19 protein-coding genes are annotated in these 17426 nt (G+C 56.8%); 7 read left to right on the forward strand and 12 right to left on the reverse strand.

Features of this window, described 5'->3' with window-relative positions:
- Window position 1: 1 nt before the first annotated feature.
- The 4 genes from AC1XYH_RS12385 (at window position 2) to ypfJ (ending at window position 4221) form a co-directional block, all read left to right on the forward strand.
- Window positions 2-823: a LysR family transcriptional regulator gene (locus AC1XYH_RS12385; RefSeq protein ID WP_483323477.1), complete on the forward strand. Its 822-nt coding sequence runs from the start codon at window positions 2-4 to the stop codon at window positions 821-823.
- Window positions 824-913: 90 nt separating this feature from the next.
- A complete protein-coding gene (locus AC1XYH_RS12390) occupies window positions 914-2341 on the forward strand; it encodes an MATE family efflux transporter (protein WP_483323478.1) in 1428 nt (475 codons plus the stop codon).
- A gap of 43 nt (window positions 2342-2384) precedes the next feature.
- Window positions 2385-3218, forward strand: coding sequence for a CHAD domain-containing protein (locus tag AC1XYH_RS12395; RefSeq protein ID WP_483323479.1), 834 nt, complete (start codon window positions 2385-2387; stop codon window positions 3216-3218).
- 97 nt (window positions 3219-3315) lie between these two features.
- Window positions 3316-4221 carry a KPN_02809 family neutral zinc metallopeptidase gene (gene ypfJ, locus AC1XYH_RS12400; protein ID WP_483323480.1) on the forward strand — a complete coding sequence of 302 codons (906 nt, stop codon included), beginning with the start codon at window positions 3316-3318 and terminating at the stop codon, window positions 4219-4221.
- Between the two features lie 2 nt (window positions 4222-4223).
- Here the strand turns inward: ypfJ and AC1XYH_RS12405 are convergent, their stop codons facing one another.
- Entirely contained in the window at window positions 4224-5099 is an 876-nt protein-coding gene (locus AC1XYH_RS12405; RefSeq protein ID WP_483323481.1) for a carboxylate/amino acid/amine transporter, read from the reverse strand.
- A gap of 159 nt (window positions 5100-5258) precedes the next feature.
- Between AC1XYH_RS12405 and AC1XYH_RS12410 the strand changes: the two genes are divergently transcribed.
- Both AC1XYH_RS12410 and AC1XYH_RS12415 read left to right on the forward strand, forming a co-directional pair.
- Window positions 5259-5714: a MarR family winged helix-turn-helix transcriptional regulator gene (locus AC1XYH_RS12410; RefSeq protein WP_483323482.1), complete on the forward strand. Its 456-nt coding sequence runs from the start codon at window positions 5259-5261 to the stop codon at window positions 5712-5714.
- A gap of 167 nt (window positions 5715-5881) precedes the next feature.
- Window positions 5882-6307, forward strand: coding sequence for an organic hydroperoxide resistance protein (locus AC1XYH_RS12415; RefSeq protein ID WP_483323483.1), 426 nt, complete (start codon window positions 5882-5884; stop codon window positions 6305-6307).
- 19 nt (window positions 6308-6326) lie between these two features.
- On the opposite strand, the gene AC1XYH_RS12420 is transcribed toward AC1XYH_RS12415, so the two are convergent.
- From AC1XYH_RS12420 to coxB, 4 genes are read right to left on the reverse strand one after another with little or no spacing between them, the layout of a single operon-like run.
- The gene (locus tag AC1XYH_RS12420; protein WP_483323484.1) at window positions 6327-7124 is read right to left on the reverse strand and encodes a cytochrome c oxidase assembly protein; all 798 of its coding nucleotides are present in this window, start codon (window positions 7122-7124) and stop codon (window positions 6327-6329) included.
- Window positions 7124-7477 (reverse strand): hypothetical protein, encoded by a 354-nt coding sequence (locus tag AC1XYH_RS12425; protein ID WP_483323485.1) that lies wholly within the window; start codon window positions 7475-7477, stop codon window positions 7124-7126. The genes AC1XYH_RS12420 and AC1XYH_RS12425 overlap by 1 nt, the downstream gene beginning before the upstream one ends.
- Window positions 7477-9993 carry a cytochrome c oxidase subunit I gene (gene ctaD / locus AC1XYH_RS12430; RefSeq protein WP_483323486.1) on the reverse strand — a complete coding sequence of 839 codons (2517 nt, stop codon included), beginning with the start codon at window positions 9991-9993 and terminating at the stop codon, window positions 7477-7479. Before ctaD ends, AC1XYH_RS12425 begins: the two co-directional genes overlap by 1 nt.
- Window positions 9986-10621: a cytochrome c oxidase subunit II gene (gene coxB, locus AC1XYH_RS12435; protein WP_483323487.1), complete on the reverse strand. Its 636-nt coding sequence runs from the start codon at window positions 10619-10621 to the stop codon at window positions 9986-9988. Before coxB ends, ctaD begins: the two co-directional genes overlap by 8 nt.
- A 120-nt stretch (window positions 10622-10741) precedes the next feature.
- Between coxB and AC1XYH_RS12440 the strand changes: the two genes are divergently transcribed.
- The gene (locus AC1XYH_RS12440; protein WP_483323488.1) at window positions 10742-11248 is read left to right on the forward strand and encodes a DUF2231 domain-containing protein; all 507 of its coding nucleotides are present in this window, start codon (window positions 10742-10744) and stop codon (window positions 11246-11248) included.
- Window positions 11249-11253: 5 nt separating this feature from the next.
- Here the strand turns inward: AC1XYH_RS12440 and AC1XYH_RS12445 are convergent, their stop codons facing one another.
- The 7 genes from AC1XYH_RS12445 to rplS all read right to left on the reverse strand — a co-directional run bounded on the left by AC1XYH_RS12445 (window position 11254) and on the right by rplS (window position 17413).
- Window positions 11254-11688, reverse strand: a complete 435-nt coding sequence (locus AC1XYH_RS12445; RefSeq protein ID WP_483323489.1) for a CopD family protein — start codon at window positions 11686-11688, stop codon at window positions 11254-11256.
- 61 nt (window positions 11689-11749) lie between these two features.
- Entirely contained in the window at window positions 11750-12334 is a 585-nt protein-coding gene (locus tag AC1XYH_RS12450; protein ID WP_483323490.1) for an exopolysaccharide biosynthesis protein, read from the reverse strand.
- Between the two features lie 55 nt (window positions 12335-12389).
- Window positions 12390-13799 (reverse strand): threonine synthase, encoded by a 1410-nt coding sequence (gene thrC, locus AC1XYH_RS12455; RefSeq protein ID WP_483323491.1) that lies wholly within the window; start codon window positions 13797-13799, stop codon window positions 12390-12392.
- 100 nt (window positions 13800-13899) lie between these two features.
- The gene (locus AC1XYH_RS12460; RefSeq protein ID WP_483323492.1) at window positions 13900-15204 is read right to left on the reverse strand and encodes a homoserine dehydrogenase; all 1305 of its coding nucleotides are present in this window, start codon (window positions 15202-15204) and stop codon (window positions 13900-13902) included.
- A gap of 71 nt (window positions 15205-15275) precedes the next feature.
- Window positions 15276-15998: a bifunctional protein-disulfide isomerase/oxidoreductase DsbC gene (gene dsbC, locus AC1XYH_RS12465; protein ID WP_483323493.1), complete on the reverse strand. Its 723-nt coding sequence runs from the start codon at window positions 15996-15998 to the stop codon at window positions 15276-15278.
- A 47-nt stretch (window positions 15999-16045) separates the two neighbouring features.
- Complete coding sequence (gene xerD / locus AC1XYH_RS12470; RefSeq protein WP_483323494.1) at window positions 16046-16972, reverse strand: site-specific tyrosine recombinase XerD; 927 nt, start codon at window positions 16970-16972, stop codon at window positions 16046-16048.
- A 93-nt stretch (window positions 16973-17065) separates the two neighbouring features.
- Window positions 17066-17413 (reverse strand): 50S ribosomal protein L19, encoded by a 348-nt coding sequence (gene rplS, locus AC1XYH_RS12475; RefSeq protein ID WP_483323495.1) that lies wholly within the window; start codon window positions 17411-17413, stop codon window positions 17066-17068.
- Between the last annotated feature and the right edge of the window lie 13 nt (window positions 17414-17426).

Consider the following 17426-nt stretch of genomic DNA (forward strand, 5'->3'; position numbering starts at 1 on the left):
CATGGATCTACGCAGCCTGCGCTATTTCTGCGCTGCGGCCGAGCTGGGCAGCATTACCGCAGCCGCCGAACGTTGCCATGTGGCGCAGCCGTCCATCTCCCACGCAATAGCGCAGCTGGAAGCCGAGTTTGAGTTGCGGCTATTCAGCCGCAGCAAAAAGGGCGTCAGCCTGACACCCGCCGGTGAGGATTTTTTTCAGCAGGCACGCCAGCTGTTGAGCAACGCTGGGCAGATGGAATCCCGTTTCAAGGCGCGCAAACGCACGCCGCTGTTGGTCGGTATTCACCGCGAACTGGCCAGCCGCGACAGCGCTTGGCTGGTGCAGCTCTTGAGCCGCACCCTGCCCGGGCATCAGCTTGAGGTGCGCGTGCAACCTGCACAGACCCCCGACCTTTGGCTAACCAGCGCCAGGCGTTCCCCTGCGGGCTACCGCTTCGTGAGTCTGCTGGACCAGCAATACCATCTGCTTACCCCAAAAGGCTGGCCCCTATCACTACCTCTTACGCTGGAGGCGGCGTTAGCGTATCCGTGGATTGATCGCCTCGACTGCGAGCAACGCGGCGCATTGCTCCGTCTCTTGCCGCAACTGGGGCAACATAGCCAAATGCAGGTCGATACGGAAGATCTGGCGCTTAGTTTGGTGCAGCACAAGCAGGGGGTAACCGTGATGGCATTGAGTGACGACACCGACACCCTGCCGGACGATATTCAACACTACAGCCTGCAAGGTCTGGCACCGCAGCCATTGTTGCAGCGCCAGCTGGGTGTCGCGGTCGCCGCCACAATAGGGGAAGAGGTCGAGCTCGCATTAGGGTTGAGCTGAAATCCCAAAAAAACGAACCAGCGCGGCTATGCTGTACTCCATCTGGTGCAAGTCCAACTTGTTTAACCCGCACCGTCTTCAGAGGACAGCATGCCCATCAACCGCCAACAACTCTTTCTCACCGGTTCCATCCCTCGCGCCCTGCTCACGTTGGCTGTGCCCATTATGCTTGCCAACATCCTGCAGTCGGGCTACCAGCTCACCGATGCATTTTGGGTCGGTCGGCTCGGTGCGGATGCAGTGGCGGCGGTCTCCATCAGCATGCCCGTCACCTTTCTGGTGATTGCCATGGGTTCCGGCCTGGCGATGGCCGGGGCAACACTTACGGCCCAGTACATGGGCGCCGGACGGCCGGACCTGGTCAACCATGTCGCCGCCCAGACCATGCTCATGGTAACCATTACCTCGGTGATTCTCGGCGCCCTGGGCTTTATGTTGGCACCGCATCTGTTGCGCTTGCTCGGTGTCACCGACGTCGTATACGAGGGCGCGTTGGGCTTTATGCGCGTGTCCTTCATCGGCGTTATCTTCGTATTTATCTACATCATGTTTCAGTCGCTCATGCGCGGCGTGGGCCAGACCAAAGTGCCGCTGTTTATCGTACTCGGCACCGTGATCCTCAATTTTGGCCTGGACCCGCTGTTCATCTTTGGCTGGGGGCCGTTTGCGGGCCATGGCGTGATGGGTGCAGCTATGGCCACGCTGACTACTCAAGCCATCGCGGCAGGTATCGGTCTTGTCATCTTTTTACGCGGCCGGCACGGCATCCAACTAACGTGGCGCGGCTTCAAACCGGATATGGAGTACATCCGCAAGGCGTTCTTTCTGGGTTTCCCGGGCTCAGTAGAACTCTCCACCCGTGGCCTGGGGTTGATGGTGATGTCTTTTCTGGTCGCCAGTTTTGGCACGCTGACCATCGCCGCTTACGGCATTGGCTCGAATATTTTGCAAGTCATCACCATCCCGGCCATGGGCCTGTCGATGGCGGTCTCAACGCTGGTGGGGCAAAACATGGGCGCGGGCAATATTCAGCGCGCCAGCAAGATCACCCAGTTGGCCGCACTTTACGCTTTCGCTGGGCTTAGCGTGGTGGGTCTGATGGTGTATTCCGCTGCGCCACAGATTGTCGCCTTTTTCGTGCCCAACGACCCGGACGTGATCAGCGAAGGCGCGCATTTTATTCGCATTATGGCTTTGGCCTGGGGCGGTATCGGTGTTCAGCTCTGCGTGGTCGCAGCCTTCCGCGCTTCCGGCAACATGGTCAGCGCCATGGTGATTGCCTTGGTGGCGCAGTGGATGCTGCAGTTTCCGTTGGCTTATGTGCTATCTAAGCACACGGTACTGGGCGCAGCAGGTATCTGGTGGTCTTTCCCGGTCACCAATATCTTGGTCGCACTGATCGCCCTATGCTGGTTCGCGCGCGGCGGCTGGAAGCGTACTCGCCTAACCGAGGATGAACGGCAGACCGTGAAGGTTACCGACGAGGCGCTAAGCGAAGAAGGTTATCGCTATCGTTAAACCCAGTCACTTGTTTGCAAGATGAGCGGTTTAAACTGAGACCATGGAAACATTATCCGGTAAATCCGACCCCATCTTCAAAGCTGCCCGCAAACAAGTGCGTAAGGTGCTCAACCCTTTAGCGCAAGGCGCCGCACCCAGCGACGAAGACATTCACGCGATTCGCGTATGCAGCAAAAAGCTGCGCGCGTTACTGCAGCTTTATCGTCCAGGTAATGCCAAGGCGGATATCAAGCAGGTAGAGCAGCTACTAAAGCAGCTTGCCAACTCGTACGCGGGTCTGCGCGATGCCCACGTGCAGGAAAAAACCCTTAGCCGGGTTATTAGCCAGTTGCCCTTTGAAGATCAGGCCGAAATGCAGCCGCTGCTTAACTACTTCGCCACGAACAACCGTCAGGCGAGCGAACAAGTGAAACCGATAGCGGCGCATCAAGGCTTCGCCGACATTCTACAACTCTGGCAACAGCAGCTCAGGCTGAAACACCGTTCCGATCCGGGCAAGGGGCTCGATTACAGCTATCGCCGAGCGCGCAAACTGGCACTTGATGCCCATGCCAGCGGCGAAGACGAGACCTATCACCAGTGCCGCAAATGGACTAAATATTACCTCTATCAAGCGCAGCTCTTATGCGAGCGTAAAGCCGCCAAACCCAGCATCACCTTGCTCAAACAGCTCGGCGAGCAATTGGGTCTGTTTCAGGACCGCTGCGTGTTGGAAAACAGTCTATTGCAAAGCCCCGCGCAGCAGCCTGAACTGGCCAATCTCAGCCAGTTGGCCTTGCTGGCAATAGAGCAACAGAAGACTCTCGATAAGGAAATAGCCCGCCAACTGTTTGAGCAGCTCTACCAGCACCCACATGTACCGCTGGCGTGTTGAGTCTTACTGCAAACGAATTGACCCTCAAAATTCCGCTTCCCGCCAGGCCAGCTATGCTGTGAAATAACGCCTCACCTAAACCGGCAGGAGCAAGACAATGGATTGGCGCGGCAGAAAGCAGAGCAACAACGTAGAAGATCGCCGCGGGCAAAGCATCCAGCGCGCCAGCGGCGGCGGTGCAGCCCTGATGCTAGTGCGCTTTCTGCCGATGATGCTGCGCAGCAAAGTCGGTCGTATCGTGCTGATCCTAGGCGTGCTGGCGTTCTTCGGCGCCAAGCTGCTGGGTATCGACTTGTTGCCCATGCTGACGGGCGGCGGAACGCAAAGCGTTACCCAGACTCAACCCGAGTTCAGCCCTCAGGAGCAGGAGTTGGCCCAATTCGTTTCGGTGGTGCTGGCAGATACTGAAACCACTTGGAACGCCCTGTTCAGTGCCGCTGGCGAAACCTATGAAGAACCCCGTTTGGTGCTGTTCTCCAATCGCGTCAATTCCGCCTGCGGAACCGCCAGCTCAGCGGTAGGCCCGTTTTACTGCCCCGGCGACAACCAGGTGTATCTGGACCTCGCTTTCTTCAACGACATGCGCCAGCAACTAGGCGCACCCGGCGACTTTGCCCAGGCCTACGTAATTGCCCACGAAGTGGGTCATCACGTACAAAACTTGCTGGGTATCAGCCAGAAAGTACGTCAGGCCGGCGCCGGCAAATCGCAAGCCACGGTCAACGCCCTGTCTGTTAAGCAAGAGTTGCAGGCTGATTGCTTTGCCGGCATCTGGGGCCATGCCGCCAATACCCAACGACAGCTGCTCGACCCGGATGATCTGGAAGAGGCCCTGACCGCCGCCTCCGCGATCGGCGATGATCGTTTGCAGCGCCAGGCCGGACAGGATGTGGTGCCCGACAGCTTTACCCACGGTAGCTCCGCGCAACGGGTCAAATGGTTCAAGCGCGGCTTTGAGTCGGGCAGCATGGCAGACTGCGATACATTCTCCGCCGCCAACTGACCTCAAGCCTTGGCTGGGGCGCCGCGCCAGGCGTCCCAGCGAGCGTTAACCCACAGTGATAGCGCAATAACCACTGAGCCAGCAGCAAGGCGCAGCAGGTCTGCGTCATGGTTCCAGATCAGTAGATTGACTAGCAGTCCGGCGGGCACCAGCGCGTTGTTCATTACGCCCAAGGTGCCAGCATCTACTTGCGCCGCGCCGCGATTCCAGAAGAAGAATCCCAGCCCGGAAGCAGCCAATCCCAACCACGTCAGCACACCCCATTGCACACTGGTATGCGGCAACCGGCTGTGATCGCCCAGCAACAGCCAGGCCGGTAGTACCACCATAAAGGCACCGATAAAGAACAAACCAAAACCCTGCCACTGAGTACGGGCCGTCAACTGATAGCGCCGCACCATATGCGCATAGCCTACCTGCCCTGCCGCAAACGTCAGATTGGCCAGCTGCATGATCAAAAAGCCGCGAATAAAACTGTCGCTAAGGCCGTCGTAACGAATGATCCCCGCCCCCACCACCGCAATGCTCGCTGCCACCAAAGGGCCGAGACTAAAGCGACGACGGATCAAGTTATCTACCAGAGCGATATGCAGGGGCGTAAAGATAGTGAACAGCAGCACCTCCGGCACGGAGATGTATTCAAAAGACAGGTACAAACAGATATAGGTGACACCGAACTGCAGCGCGCCGACCAGCAACAAGCCACCAATCATCGGGCGTGGCAAGGCCCGCAACCTCAACAATGGCAGGAACAGCAGGCTGGCGAGCGCAGTGCGCGTTAACACCGCAAAGTAGCTATCGACCTGACCCGCTAGATATTCGCCAATCAGGCTGAACGAAAGGGCCCACAACAGGGTAACGGCAATAAGAAAAGGCATGGAGTCTCGGTGCAAAAGACCGCGAGTATAACGACAACCTCTTCCGTACTCACGTGCAGACTGCCCGACCGATCAGCAATTACTCTGGCAGCAAGACTACTTGCGCGCTAAATTATACTACTGCGCTTTTATGCACCTACATGCCCAACAGGAAATTCCATGCCCAAATCGGACGCCTGCCCAGAGCTGATGCTGGACAACCAACTGTGCTTCGCACTGCATTCCACTTCCCTGCTGATGACCAAGGTCTACAAGCCGCTGCTCAAAGAACTGTCGCTAACCTATCCGCAATATCTGGCCATGCTGGTGCTCTGGGAAAGCGATGGCATCACTGTCGGCGACATCAGCAAGCGTTTGCTGACCGACCCAGGCTCACTGACTCCTCTGCTCAAGCGACTGGAAGCCGAGGGCCTGCTTAAGCGTCTGCGCAGCAAACAGGATGAACGTGTGGTTGAGCTGCATTTGACCAGTGCTGGTCAGGCATTGAAAGAGCGCGCCAAGGCTGTACCGCGTTGCATCGTCGATGCCGCAGATCAGTCGCTGGACGAGTTGGTGATGTTGCGCGATCAACTCCTCAAATTGCGTACTTCGCTACAGGGCAGCCTGGAAAACTGATTACCTAAAAAATCAATTAGCGTGCGAAGCGCTCGCATGCCTGCGCAGAGAAGATAGCAATTTAACTTGCGCGCAAGGTAAATACTGTTAAGATTGTGCTTTAGTTAGCGCGCAATATTAATTCGCGCAATCGAAAACATTCTTAACTTACTCGCAGGAGATTTACCATGTCCGTTGAAAATGTCGTTTATCGCGCCTATGCCGAAGCCACTGGTGGTCGTGATGGTCGCGCTGTCTCCTCCGATGGCGTGCTGGATGTTGAGCTGAGCACACCGAAAGAATTGGGTGGCGCAGGTGGCCAAGGTACTAACCCTGAGCAGCTGTTTGCTGCTGGCTATTCCGCCTGCTACATCGGCGCGATGAAGTTCGTCGCCGGCCGCGACAAACTCGCCATGCCAGCCGACGCGTCAGTAGAAGGGATAGTGGGTATTGGCCAGATCCCCAATGGTTTTGGCATTGAGGTAGAGCTGCGCATCAGCTTGCCGGGCATGGATGACGAGCAGGCCAGCCAGCTGATCGAGCGCGCTCATCAGGTATGCCCCTACTCCAACGCTACCCGCGGCAATATCGACGTCACCCTGACTAGGGTGTAATCCTCAGCGTGGCGCCGGCTCAGCGGTTGAGCCGGCGCTGCATCTGCTTATACCAGCGATACCCCACCCAAGCCGACGCCAATAAATAAGGGAAAGCACCCAGCACCCACATGATCAAACCGGCCAGCTGTTGATCCTGCAGAGAGCGGTCGGGTCCATAAAGGGAAGCCTGGGCAAAGGTCAGCATCGCGCCGAGAAAGCCGGTATGCATCAGGGTAAATAGCAGCGCAAACAGCGCCCAGTGCACAGCGCGCGAGCTGCTTTTCAGCACCGCCCACCAGAACAACCCCGCCGTAACCAGAAAACAGGCATGTTCGATTACGTGCCACCAGGGATTATCCAGCGCCAGCACATAGAACCGCGGCACATGCCAAAACCAAATGACCAGCCCGTGCAGATAGGCGGCCAGCATCGGATGCCGGGTAAAGCGCAGCAACGGATTCCAGATAACCGACGCCGCTCGCCCTCCCCCCGCAGATATTTGCGGCAACGGCCGAGCTAGAACAAATAGCGGCGCGATCACCACCATAAACAACATGTGTTGCACCATGTGCCAGGCAGTACTGGTTTCAGCCCACTCGTCGAGAGGGCCCAGCACCGCGTAAAACGCCAGAAGCATACTCAGATTGAATGCCGCCAGCGCCAGCCAGGCCGGCCGCGCCCGCCATGCACCCAGCAAATACACCAGCCAGCCCAAACCCAGCACCAGCGCGCTGAGCATTGCAGCTGTTTGCTCCTGCCCACCACCCGCCAAAGGGCTGTGCGCCCACGCCATTGGCGCTACTAGCATCAACAGCAAGAGCGAACCGCTCGCCATTACACGCAAGGCGGCAATATCACACTGGGGAGTGTAAGAGCGAAGGCGGCAAGCGCCGAAATCAGGTAGGCCGCAGCGGCGATACGCGCAATAAAACGGCCGCTGCCATCACCGTCATCATGCGCCGGTGCTGCGTTCCAGCAACGTCGGGCGAGCCAGATCAACAGCACCGCCAGAATCGCCCCGCAAAACAGCATCACACCATTCAACCAGGTCACCGCACCTCGTTTGTCCGGCGGTGGCGCAAACTCGCAGGCCACAGAAAGTCCGCCGTACAGCAACACAAACCAGCCGCTCCAGATAACCAGACCGAACACCAGCTGCGCTGGATGCAAAGGTGACCACACGCTCATTAACCAACCTCCCAAACCATGGGCAGCAGCACAAAAGCGGCAAAGCTCATCCAGAACACGCCCAAGTTATAAATCCAGAAGGGCTGAACCACGACTGGCTCGTAGGGCAGACGCAGACTGACATACCCAATACGCACCCGCAGCGCCTGCAATGCAGTGAAGATGGTCGCTAACCCGGCATGCAGTAGTAGGTAGTAGAGCATCACCGAGAGCACCGCATCGTGCGCAAGGTCGCTCGGTGTCAATGGTGCTGCAATCAGCACCCAGGCCAACAGACCGACGTGTAATGCGCCCAAACTGGCAGCTATCCAAAGCATTATCTGCAAGCGCGCATCGCTGCCGTTGCGTAATTGCGTGACGGCACGCCGATAGATCAGCACCGCTGCACTTAATGCCAGTCCGCTCGCCAGCAAGGGCCATAAGCTGATCGGCGCCTCCTCCGGTACCGACCATTGCGGCGCTGCGGTCCACAGATAAAACCAGCCAAACAGCAAAGAGACATAGAGTGTGCCGTTGGCCATCAAGCTAACGACCATCCCCCACAAACCAGGGCCGTCGAAGGTTCGCGAATGCAGTGGCGGATCGACCGGGTCGTCATCACGCCAGGGCGATGCGACCGGATGCGCGCCATTGTGCCAGCCCCAGCGCAGGGCGAAAAACAGCACGCCAAGCGAGGCAACCAGCGCCAATGGATAGACTTTCACCAACAGGCTAATGCAGACCACCGCGATCACTAACGCCGTCTGCAGCGGTAACCAGGAGTTAGTGGGTAAGTGGATGACTTCGCGTACCTTGCCGGTAATCGCATCCGAGCCAAAAATATCGCGCCGCTCGTACATTACTTCGCTCAAGCCATGGTGCCCCTGCTCGATGGTTTGCGGCAGGTTTGGGTGTTCCCACATGGGGTGACGCGTATCGATGTCCGGCAAGCTGGCAAAGTTATAAGCACTGGCTGGCATGGGTGTGGCCCATTCCAGCGTATCCGCATTCCACGGATTACATTTAGCCTTACGGCCAAAACGAAAGTGCAGTGTTATATCCAGAATGATGACCGCGACGCCAATCGCCATGATAAACCCACCCACGGATGACAGCAGATTCAACCAGCCCCAGCCCATCTCCGCGTCATAAGTGTAAACACGCCGTGGCATACCCAGCAGGCCGGTCAGGTGCATCAATAGGAAGGTCATGTTGAAGCCACCAAAGAACAACCAAAAACCCCAGCGGCCCAGCGTGTCCGACGGCATGCGCCCAGATACATGCGGCAACCAATAATAGAAACCCGCCACCAGCGGAAACAACATGCCGCCAACCAGCACATAGTGCATGTGCGCGACCACAAAATGGGTATCGTGTACTTGCCAGTTAAACGGCACCAACGCCAGCATTACGCCAGTCAAACCACCGGCGACAAACACGATCAAAAAACCCAATATCCACAACATCGGCAGACGAAATACCACCTTGCCAGTCCATAAGGTCGCCAGCCAGGCGAAGATCTGTATTGCCGTGGGGATCGCCACCAGCATGCTGGCAATTGAGAAAAACGCTAGCGCCAGTTGTGGAATACCGACGGTAAACATGTGGTGCACCCAGAGTCCGAAGCTAATGAAGCCCATGACTATGATCGCCAGCACTATCCAGCGATAACCCACCAGCGGACGCTGCGCAAATACCGGAATCAAGGTAGAGACAATACCGGCTGCCGGCAGGAAGATGATGTACACCTCGGGGTGACCAAACAGCCAGAACAGATGCTGCCACAGCAGCGGATCACCGCCACCAACCACATCGAAAAAGACCCAGCCAGCGGCACGTTCAAGCTCCAGCAAGATGCTGCCGAGAATCAGCGGCGGAAAGCCAAATATGATCATCAGTGCCATGGCGAGAATGTACCAACAAAAGATCGGCATCTTATTCAAAGCCATGCCGTTGGCACGGGTGCGCAGAATCGACACCACCAATTCAACCCCGGCAGAAATCGCAGAGATCTCCACAAAGGTGATACCAATCAGCCAGAAATCCGGACCTTTGCCCGGCGAAAACTCGGCATTACTCAGCGGCGTATACATAAACCAGCCAGCATCCGGCGCGATTTGCAGCACCAGGCTCGAGAGAATGATTAGTCCGCCGAACAGATAGCAGTAGTAGCCCAGCGCGCTAAGTCTGGGAAATACCAAATCCCGCGTGCCAATCATCTTCGGGATCAAGTACATGGCCGCACCTTCCAAAACTGGAATGGCGAACAGGAACATCATCACCGTGCCGTGCATGGTAAACAGCTGGTTGTATAGCTCCGGGCCAATGATGTCCTGCTCTGGCAGCGCCAGCTGAGTGCGAACCAGCATGGCCAACAAGCCGCCAACCAGGAAAAAACCCAGCCCAGTAATCAGAAACCGCAGGCCCACCGTAGTGTGGTTTACCGCCGAGGCGGCACCCCAGCCAGGTTTATTACCCCACACGCGCTCAAGTTCCTCGTGCAACTCCTCGGCCGGCTTATTGGTGCCTTCACTCATCGGTTTGTCTCTGTTTCAGCCAGGCTTGGTAGTCAGCAGGCTCATGCGCCTGAACGGTAAACTGCATGTGCGCGTGCCCCTTGCCGCAAAATTCCGTGCAACTGCCATGATAGGTCCCGGGATAATCTGCCTCCAGGCGCAAGATATTGGTGCGGCCCGGAAACATATCCATCTTGCCGCCCAGGCGCGGCACCCAAAACGAATGCACCACATCACTGCTGGTTAGGTGCAGATCAACCGGCATCCCGGCGGGAATGTGGAGTTCATCCTTCAGCACTATGCCAGTATCCGGATAGCTAACTTCCCACCACCATTGATGGGCCGTCACATTGATACGCACCGGCTCACCTTCATCCAGGGGCAGCGGTAACATGCGTTGCCCTAGGGGAATACCAAAAGCCAGGATGACCGTAATACTCAATATGGGCAGTATCAAACCGCCGCCCACCACCCAACGATTCTGAACACGCTGTGCTTCGCGGTCAGTGACCTGCCCCGGATCCCGGCGCATCGCATGCAGCCAGAGTAGAACCACCACTAGCAACACCAGCGTAAAGGCAGAAAACATGCCCCACCAAAGCCACGCGCTAGCCTGAGCGCTAGGCCCAGCCGGCTGCAAAGCCGACATAGGACCGTCGCAGCCACTCAGCAGCAATGGGATGCCAAGCGCGCACATCACTGTTAATCTGCGAGAAATAATTGTGCTCCAAAGGCAATCGCCAAGAGCCAAGCATCTTCGAGGATTCCGATGGCTTCTGCTCCCATCATCAGCAAAATGGCGATTGCCGGTCACCCTTTGCACCCTATGGTGATCCACTTCCCGGTAGCAGCTTTGCTCGGCCTGATTGGGACCGACATTGGCTATGTATTGAGCGGGGATTTTTTTTGGGCGCGCGCCGGTCTCTGGCTGGCGGGTATTGGCGTACTGGGGGGCTGGATATCCGGCACCATTGGCCTGTTGGACCTGCTCTTGGTGAAACAGATACGTCGCCTGATAACCGCTTGGTGCCACGCCATACTGGCGGTCATGCTGTTGTCGTTGGCAACGCTCAATTGGATAGGTCGTCTCGGCCAACCGGACGCACTCATCATGCCCTGGGGCTTGTATCTGTCGTTGCTCAGTGGCTTGTTGATTGCGCTCGCCAGCGTGCTGGGCGGGCAATTGGTTTACGATCACGCGGTTGGCGTGGCGCCGGAAAAAACCGAGGCGCGTGCAGTACGTGACCACAAGATTGAGCAGGCGGAAAAGCCCTGAAAGCGTCATAACCACGCCTCCAGCGGCGGCTTGGCAAGCACCAGCCAGATAATCAGCGCCATTAACGAAGCAGCAATAAGCCCCAGTAGCAGACACCAAATGCGCAGCGGTTTGCCGTTGCGCGCCTCTAGCCTGAGCACCAGCATGCCAAGCCCGGTATGTACAAAAACCAATCCAACCACCAGCGTCAACTTGGCTATCAGCCACACAGTCATACTGTGCTCTATTACAAATACCAGACTGCCGGCAATGATCGCCAACAGCGCCGCAGGCGTGGCGATGCGTGTGAAGATAAAACGGGTTATGGAGTCAAATGGATCCGGCCGCTCTTCTATCGCCGAGTTATCACGCGCCACACTGGCTATCAGCGCGGGCAAATAGAGCAGACAGGCGCCCCAGAACAACAACGCTGAAATGTGTAGAACAAGAATCCAGAGCATCGCTCAACAACTCCCTGTATGCACTATGAGAGCCCCGCGTCGCAGAGCTCAACAATGCAGACTACAACAGTTTGGTCGCCAACAGACTGCCTGCTGCGAGAATACAGCCCACCGCGATCAGCACCAGAAGGCCGTCGCGCGCGACTAACGCCAAGCCCAAAATCGCTAGCGCCAAGCCAACAATTGAAGAAGAAAACGGCACCAGCTCAAGAAACGGCAAACCCGCCGCCACGGTCACGCAAAGGCCAGCGATCAAATAAGTAGAGGAAGGGTGCAACATAAAGTTCAGGCGGGGCTTTATCAGCCGATCAATCCGGCGTGCGCTGGGCTTCACCCAGGTAATCGCCTTAGCCAGCTTGGCCTGTGGCACCGAACGATTCAGAATAAATGCCGGCAGCCAGAAGTTTTTGCGCCCAACCAGCATTTGCACTGCAATAAGCATGACAAACAAGCCGGCAAACACCGCCATGCCCGGAATCCCGCTCAGCGGCGAAAACAGCGTTATACCCATGATCAGCAGCATAGGCCCGAACGAGCGACTGCCGATCGATTCGACCACCTGTCGCATCGACAGGCGATCGTCATCCGGTGTCAGACTGGCGATGTGCTCCAGCATCTGTTCGAGATTCTGCGGTGAGTCCGGCACCAAAGCTACTCCTTCACGCTCCGACGTTTAACGCCGGACGCACTGCATTGCCAAGTCAGAGCGGCTTGCCCCGATTGCCGTGCGCGGCGACAAATTGCTGCACTTCAGTCAGGCTATTTTCCAGCACGGTGCAACGTTCTTCACGCTCGAACAAATCGCTCAAGTGAGGAGGCAGGTGCAATTCCTGGCCAATCCCGGCCTCACGCACCGCATCCGGAAACTTAACCGGATGCGCTGTGCCCAGTGTCACCATCGGAATACTCAACGAACGACGGCATTCGCGCGCCGCATGCACGCCGATAGCAGTATGCGGATCAAGCAATTCGCCACACTCTTTAAACACGCTGGCGATGGTCGCGCAGGTTTGCTCATCATCCACTGCGAGCGAATCAAACAGCTTGCGCGCCTCGGTCCAGCGCTCATCGGCAACCGACAGCTTGCCAGTCTGTTTGAACTCGCCCAGCAGCTCGGCCACGGCCGCGCCGTTACGGCCGTGCAAATCAAACAACAGGCGCTCAAAGTTAGACGAGACCATAATGTCCATCGAGGGCGACAAAGACGGATGCAGCGTGTCTTTGTTGTACTGATTGGCACTCATGAAGCGATGCAAAATGTCGTTACGGTTAGTCGCGACGATCAGTTGGCTGATCGGCAGCCCCATGTTGCGTGCCAGGTAACCGGCAAAAATATCACCAAAGTTACCGGTCGGCACCGAGAAGGCCATAGAGCGCGCTGGGCCGCCCAACTGCAGTGCCGCGTGGAAGTAATAGACGATCTGCGCCATGATGCGCGCCCAGTTGATCGAGTTCACCGCCACTAGGCGAGTGCCCTTGAGGAAGCCCTGATCAGCAAAGCTGGCCTTGATCATTTCCTGGCAGTCATCGAAGTTACCTTCGATGGCGATGTTATGGATATTGTCGCCCATGATCGTCGTCATCTGCCGACGCTGCACTTCTGATACCCGGTTGTGCGGGTGCAAAATGAAGATGTCTACGTTGTCACAGCGGCGGCAACCTTCAATGGCAGCTGAACCCGTATCGCCCGAAGTGGCGCCCATAATGACGACGCGCTCACCGCGCTTTTGCAGGAAGTAATCCAGCAGACGGCCCAGCAGTTGTAGCGCGAAGTCTTTGAACGCCAGCGTCGGGCCATGGAATAGTTCCAGTACCCACTCGTTGCTATTCAACTGACGCAGCGGAGCAACCGACTGGTGAGCAAATACACCATAGGTTTCTTGCAGGATCTGTTTGAAATCAGCGTCTGGAATGCTGCCGCTGACGAACGGACGCATCACGTTGAAGGCCAGTTCGTGGTAAGGCAGATCTGCCCAAGAGGCAATCTGCTCTTGCGTAAAGCGCGGCAGATTTTCGGGAACGTATAGGCCGCCATCGGAGGCCAGGCCAGCCAACAGAACATCTTCAAAATTCAGGGCCGGAGCCTGGCCGCGAGTGCTGATATAGCGCATATCTACAAACCTTCGGTTTGAGCTGCGAGCCGCAAGTTGCGCGCCGCAAGCTGTCCGTGCAGAACGCGCTTGCCGCTTGCCACTTGCTGCTTGCCGCTGATTAATTCAGTTGTTCTACCCGCACGCGCATTAGCGGGGCGGCGATTTCTTCCAGCGCTTCCAGAGCGGCGATGGCCACATTCATATCCTGCTCACGCACGCGATGGGTCAGCAGTATGATCGGCACCAGGCCGTCCTGCTCCTCCGCTTCTTTCTGCATGATCGACTCGATGTTGATGCCGCGCTCGGACAGAATGGTTGCAACCTTGGCCAGCACGCCCGGACGATCCTTGGCCTGCAAGCGCAGGTAGTAGGCCGTGGTGATCTGTTCCACCGGCAGCACCGGCAGATCCGACAGCGATTCAGCCTGGAATGCCAGGTGCGGCACGCGGTTATTCGGATCGGTCGTTAACGCGCGTACCACGTCGATGATGTCTGCAACGACGGCTGAAGCGGTCGGCTCCGCGCCGGCACCTGCGCCGTAGTAAAGCGTCGAGCCTACCGCGTCGCCATTGACCATGACCGCATTCATCACACCATTAACGTTAGCCAACAGACGATCAGCTGGAATCAACGTCGGATGCACACGTAGCTCAACACCATTTTCGGTACGACGTGCCACACCCAAATGCTTGATACGGTAGCCCAACGCTTCAGCGTAATTCACATCAGCAGTGGTCAGCTTGGTAATGCCTTCGGTGTAGGCCTTGTCGAACTGCAGCGGAATACCAAAAGCAATGGAAGCCAGAATGGTCAGCTTGTGCGCTGCGTCGATACCTTCCACATCAAAGGTCGGATCGGACTCGGCATAACCCAACGCCTGAGCTTCAGCCAGCACGTCTTCAAAGGTACGGCCCTTGTCACGCATCTCGGTCAGGATGAAGTTACCGGTGCCATTGATGATACCGGCCACCCAATCGATTTGGTTAGCCGCAAGGCCTTCGCGTAACGCTTTGATAATCGGGATACCACCGGCAACCGAAGCTTCAAAGGCAACCACGACGCCCTTTTCGCTGGCAGCGGCAAAAATTTCGTTGCCGTGCACTGCAATCAGCGCCTTGTTGGCAGTGACCACGTGCTTGCCATTAGCGATAGCGCCCATGACCACTTCTTTGGCCAACGTGTAGCCACCAATCAGCTCGACGACAACGTCGATCTCAGGGTTGTTAACCACATCGAATACGTCACCTGTGGTCGGCGTATCACCGATGTTGCAGGCTGGGTTGGGATGACGCGTCGCAATCTGCGCCACGTCAATGCCGCGCCCCGCACGCCGGGCGATTTCCGCCGCGTTCCGCTGCAAGACGTTAAAGGTGCCACCGCCAACGGTGCCCAAACCACAGATGCCTACTTTGACCGGTTTCAAACGTTGGTCCCCACTTGATTATCTATTTGAATATATTTGACTGCCCGGCAGCACTGCTGCCGGAGCCGCGATTACTCTTTGTTTTCCAGCGCCATAGCCGCTAACTGTTCCGCAGGCTGATAACCCGGAATCATCACGCCGTTAGCAAGAAAGATCGCTGGCGTACCCTGCACACCCAATTGCTGACCCAGCTGGTATTCCCGGGCGACCGGGTTGGCACAGGTTTTCTCTTCTATCTGTTTGCCTTGCTTGGCCGAGGTCATCGCTTGTTGACGATCATCAGCACACCAAACAGATTGCATGACCTGCGCCGCAGGCGATTCCATACCACCACGCGGGAAGGCCATATAACGCACTTCAATGCCCAGGTTGTTCAGCTCTGCCACTTCACTGTGCAGCTTGCGGCAATAACCGCAATCCACATCAGTAAATACGGTGATATGTGTCTTGGCCGTTTCTGGCGCAAAGACCACCATGTCCTTGGCTTCAACTTTGTCGAGTACCTGACCGATGCCGCTAGCTTCCGCCGCAGAGGTAAGATTGCGCGGTTTGCCGTCGTTAACCTCAATCAGGGTGCCCTGCATGAAGTACTTGCCATCAGCCGAGGCGTACAACACCCGACCGGTTTCCAACTGCACCTGATACAGGCCATCCACCGGGGTCTCAGCTATCGATGACACCGGCACATCAAATTTGAGTTTGGACAGACCCTCAGTAATCGCGGTCTGGGTATCTGCCATCGCATGCGAACCCCATAGGGCCAACAGGCAGGTTACGCCATATCTAAGTCGCATAATCTGATCCTCTAGAAGACGGCAAAGCTTATCATGAAATATCCACGTCACCCACGGGGATGGTGCTCTGCGTGCATATCTCGCAGCCGCTGGCGGGCAATGTGTGTGTAGATTTGTGTCGTAGACAGATCACTATGCCCCAGCAACATCTGGACTACCCGCAAATCCGCACCATGGTTAAGCAAATGCGTGGCAAAAGCATGACGCAGGGTATGGGGCGACAAATCAGCACGGATCCCTGCCTGCTGCGCATGCAACTTGATGCGATGCCAGAACGTCTGCCGTGTCATTTCCCTAGCCAAGCGGCTGGGAAACACCACATCACTCGGCTTGCCATTCAACAACGCGGGCCGACTGTGCTGCACATACCGCTCAAGCCAGACCATCGCCTCTTCACCCAGCGGCACCAAGCGCTCTTTATTACCTTTACCGGTTACCCGCACTACGCCTTGGCGCAAATTAACCTGATCCAGCCGCAACCCTACTAGCTCGCTAACCCGCAGCCCACAAGCGTAGAGCACCTCCAGCATGCAGCGATCCCGCAGACCTAGACTGTCATCGATATCCGGCGCTGACAGCAAGCGCTCAACATCCTGCTCGCTCAACGCCTTGGGCAACGGACGCCCGAGCTTGGGCATGGCAATATCCAACGTCGGATCAACGGTCAAACGCCCCAAGCGCAGCAAATGCCGATAAAAACCGCGTGAGCACGACAACAAACGTGCGCTAGATCGAGCCTGGTAACCCTGCGCAATGCGCCAGCCCAGATGCTCCATCAGATCGCCACGTGACGCACCTAACAGATTGCTGCCACGCAGGCCTAACCAGCCAGCCAGCAGACTGAGATCAGTGCGATAAGCACTCAGCGTGTGTTTCGACAGACCGCGTTCCAGCCACAGGCTGTCGAGAAACTCGGCGATCAGTTGCTGGTCAGCTGGCGAGACCGGCACGTCGTTATCTTTGTTTACGGGCATAGCCTGTTCACTGTGCTGAGGTAACCGCCATTAAAAACAGTCACCCACAAAAAAGCAGCCCTTAGGCTGCTTTTTTGTGGGTCAAGCGTCCAATCAGGACAGCTTTTCCTTGATACGTGCAGCCTTACCGGACAGAGCACGCAGGTAGTAAAGCTTAGCTTTACGTACATCACCACGACGCTTGACGGAAATGGTGTCGATCAGCGGCGAGTAGGTCTGGAAAGTACGCTCAACGCCAACACCGCTAGAGATTTTACGAACGGTGAAAGCAGAGTTCAGACCACGGTTACGCTTACCGATAACCACGCCTTCAAAGGCCTGCAGACGCGAGCGATCGCCTTCCTTCACCTTGACCTGGACGATTACGGTATCACCCGGCGCGAACGCGGGGATTTCCTTGGACATCTGTTCAGCTTCAAGCTGGGCAATAATATTGGACATCGTTGCTACTCCT

It is taken from the genome of Pseudomonas sp. GW-45, from assembly GCF_056896675.1.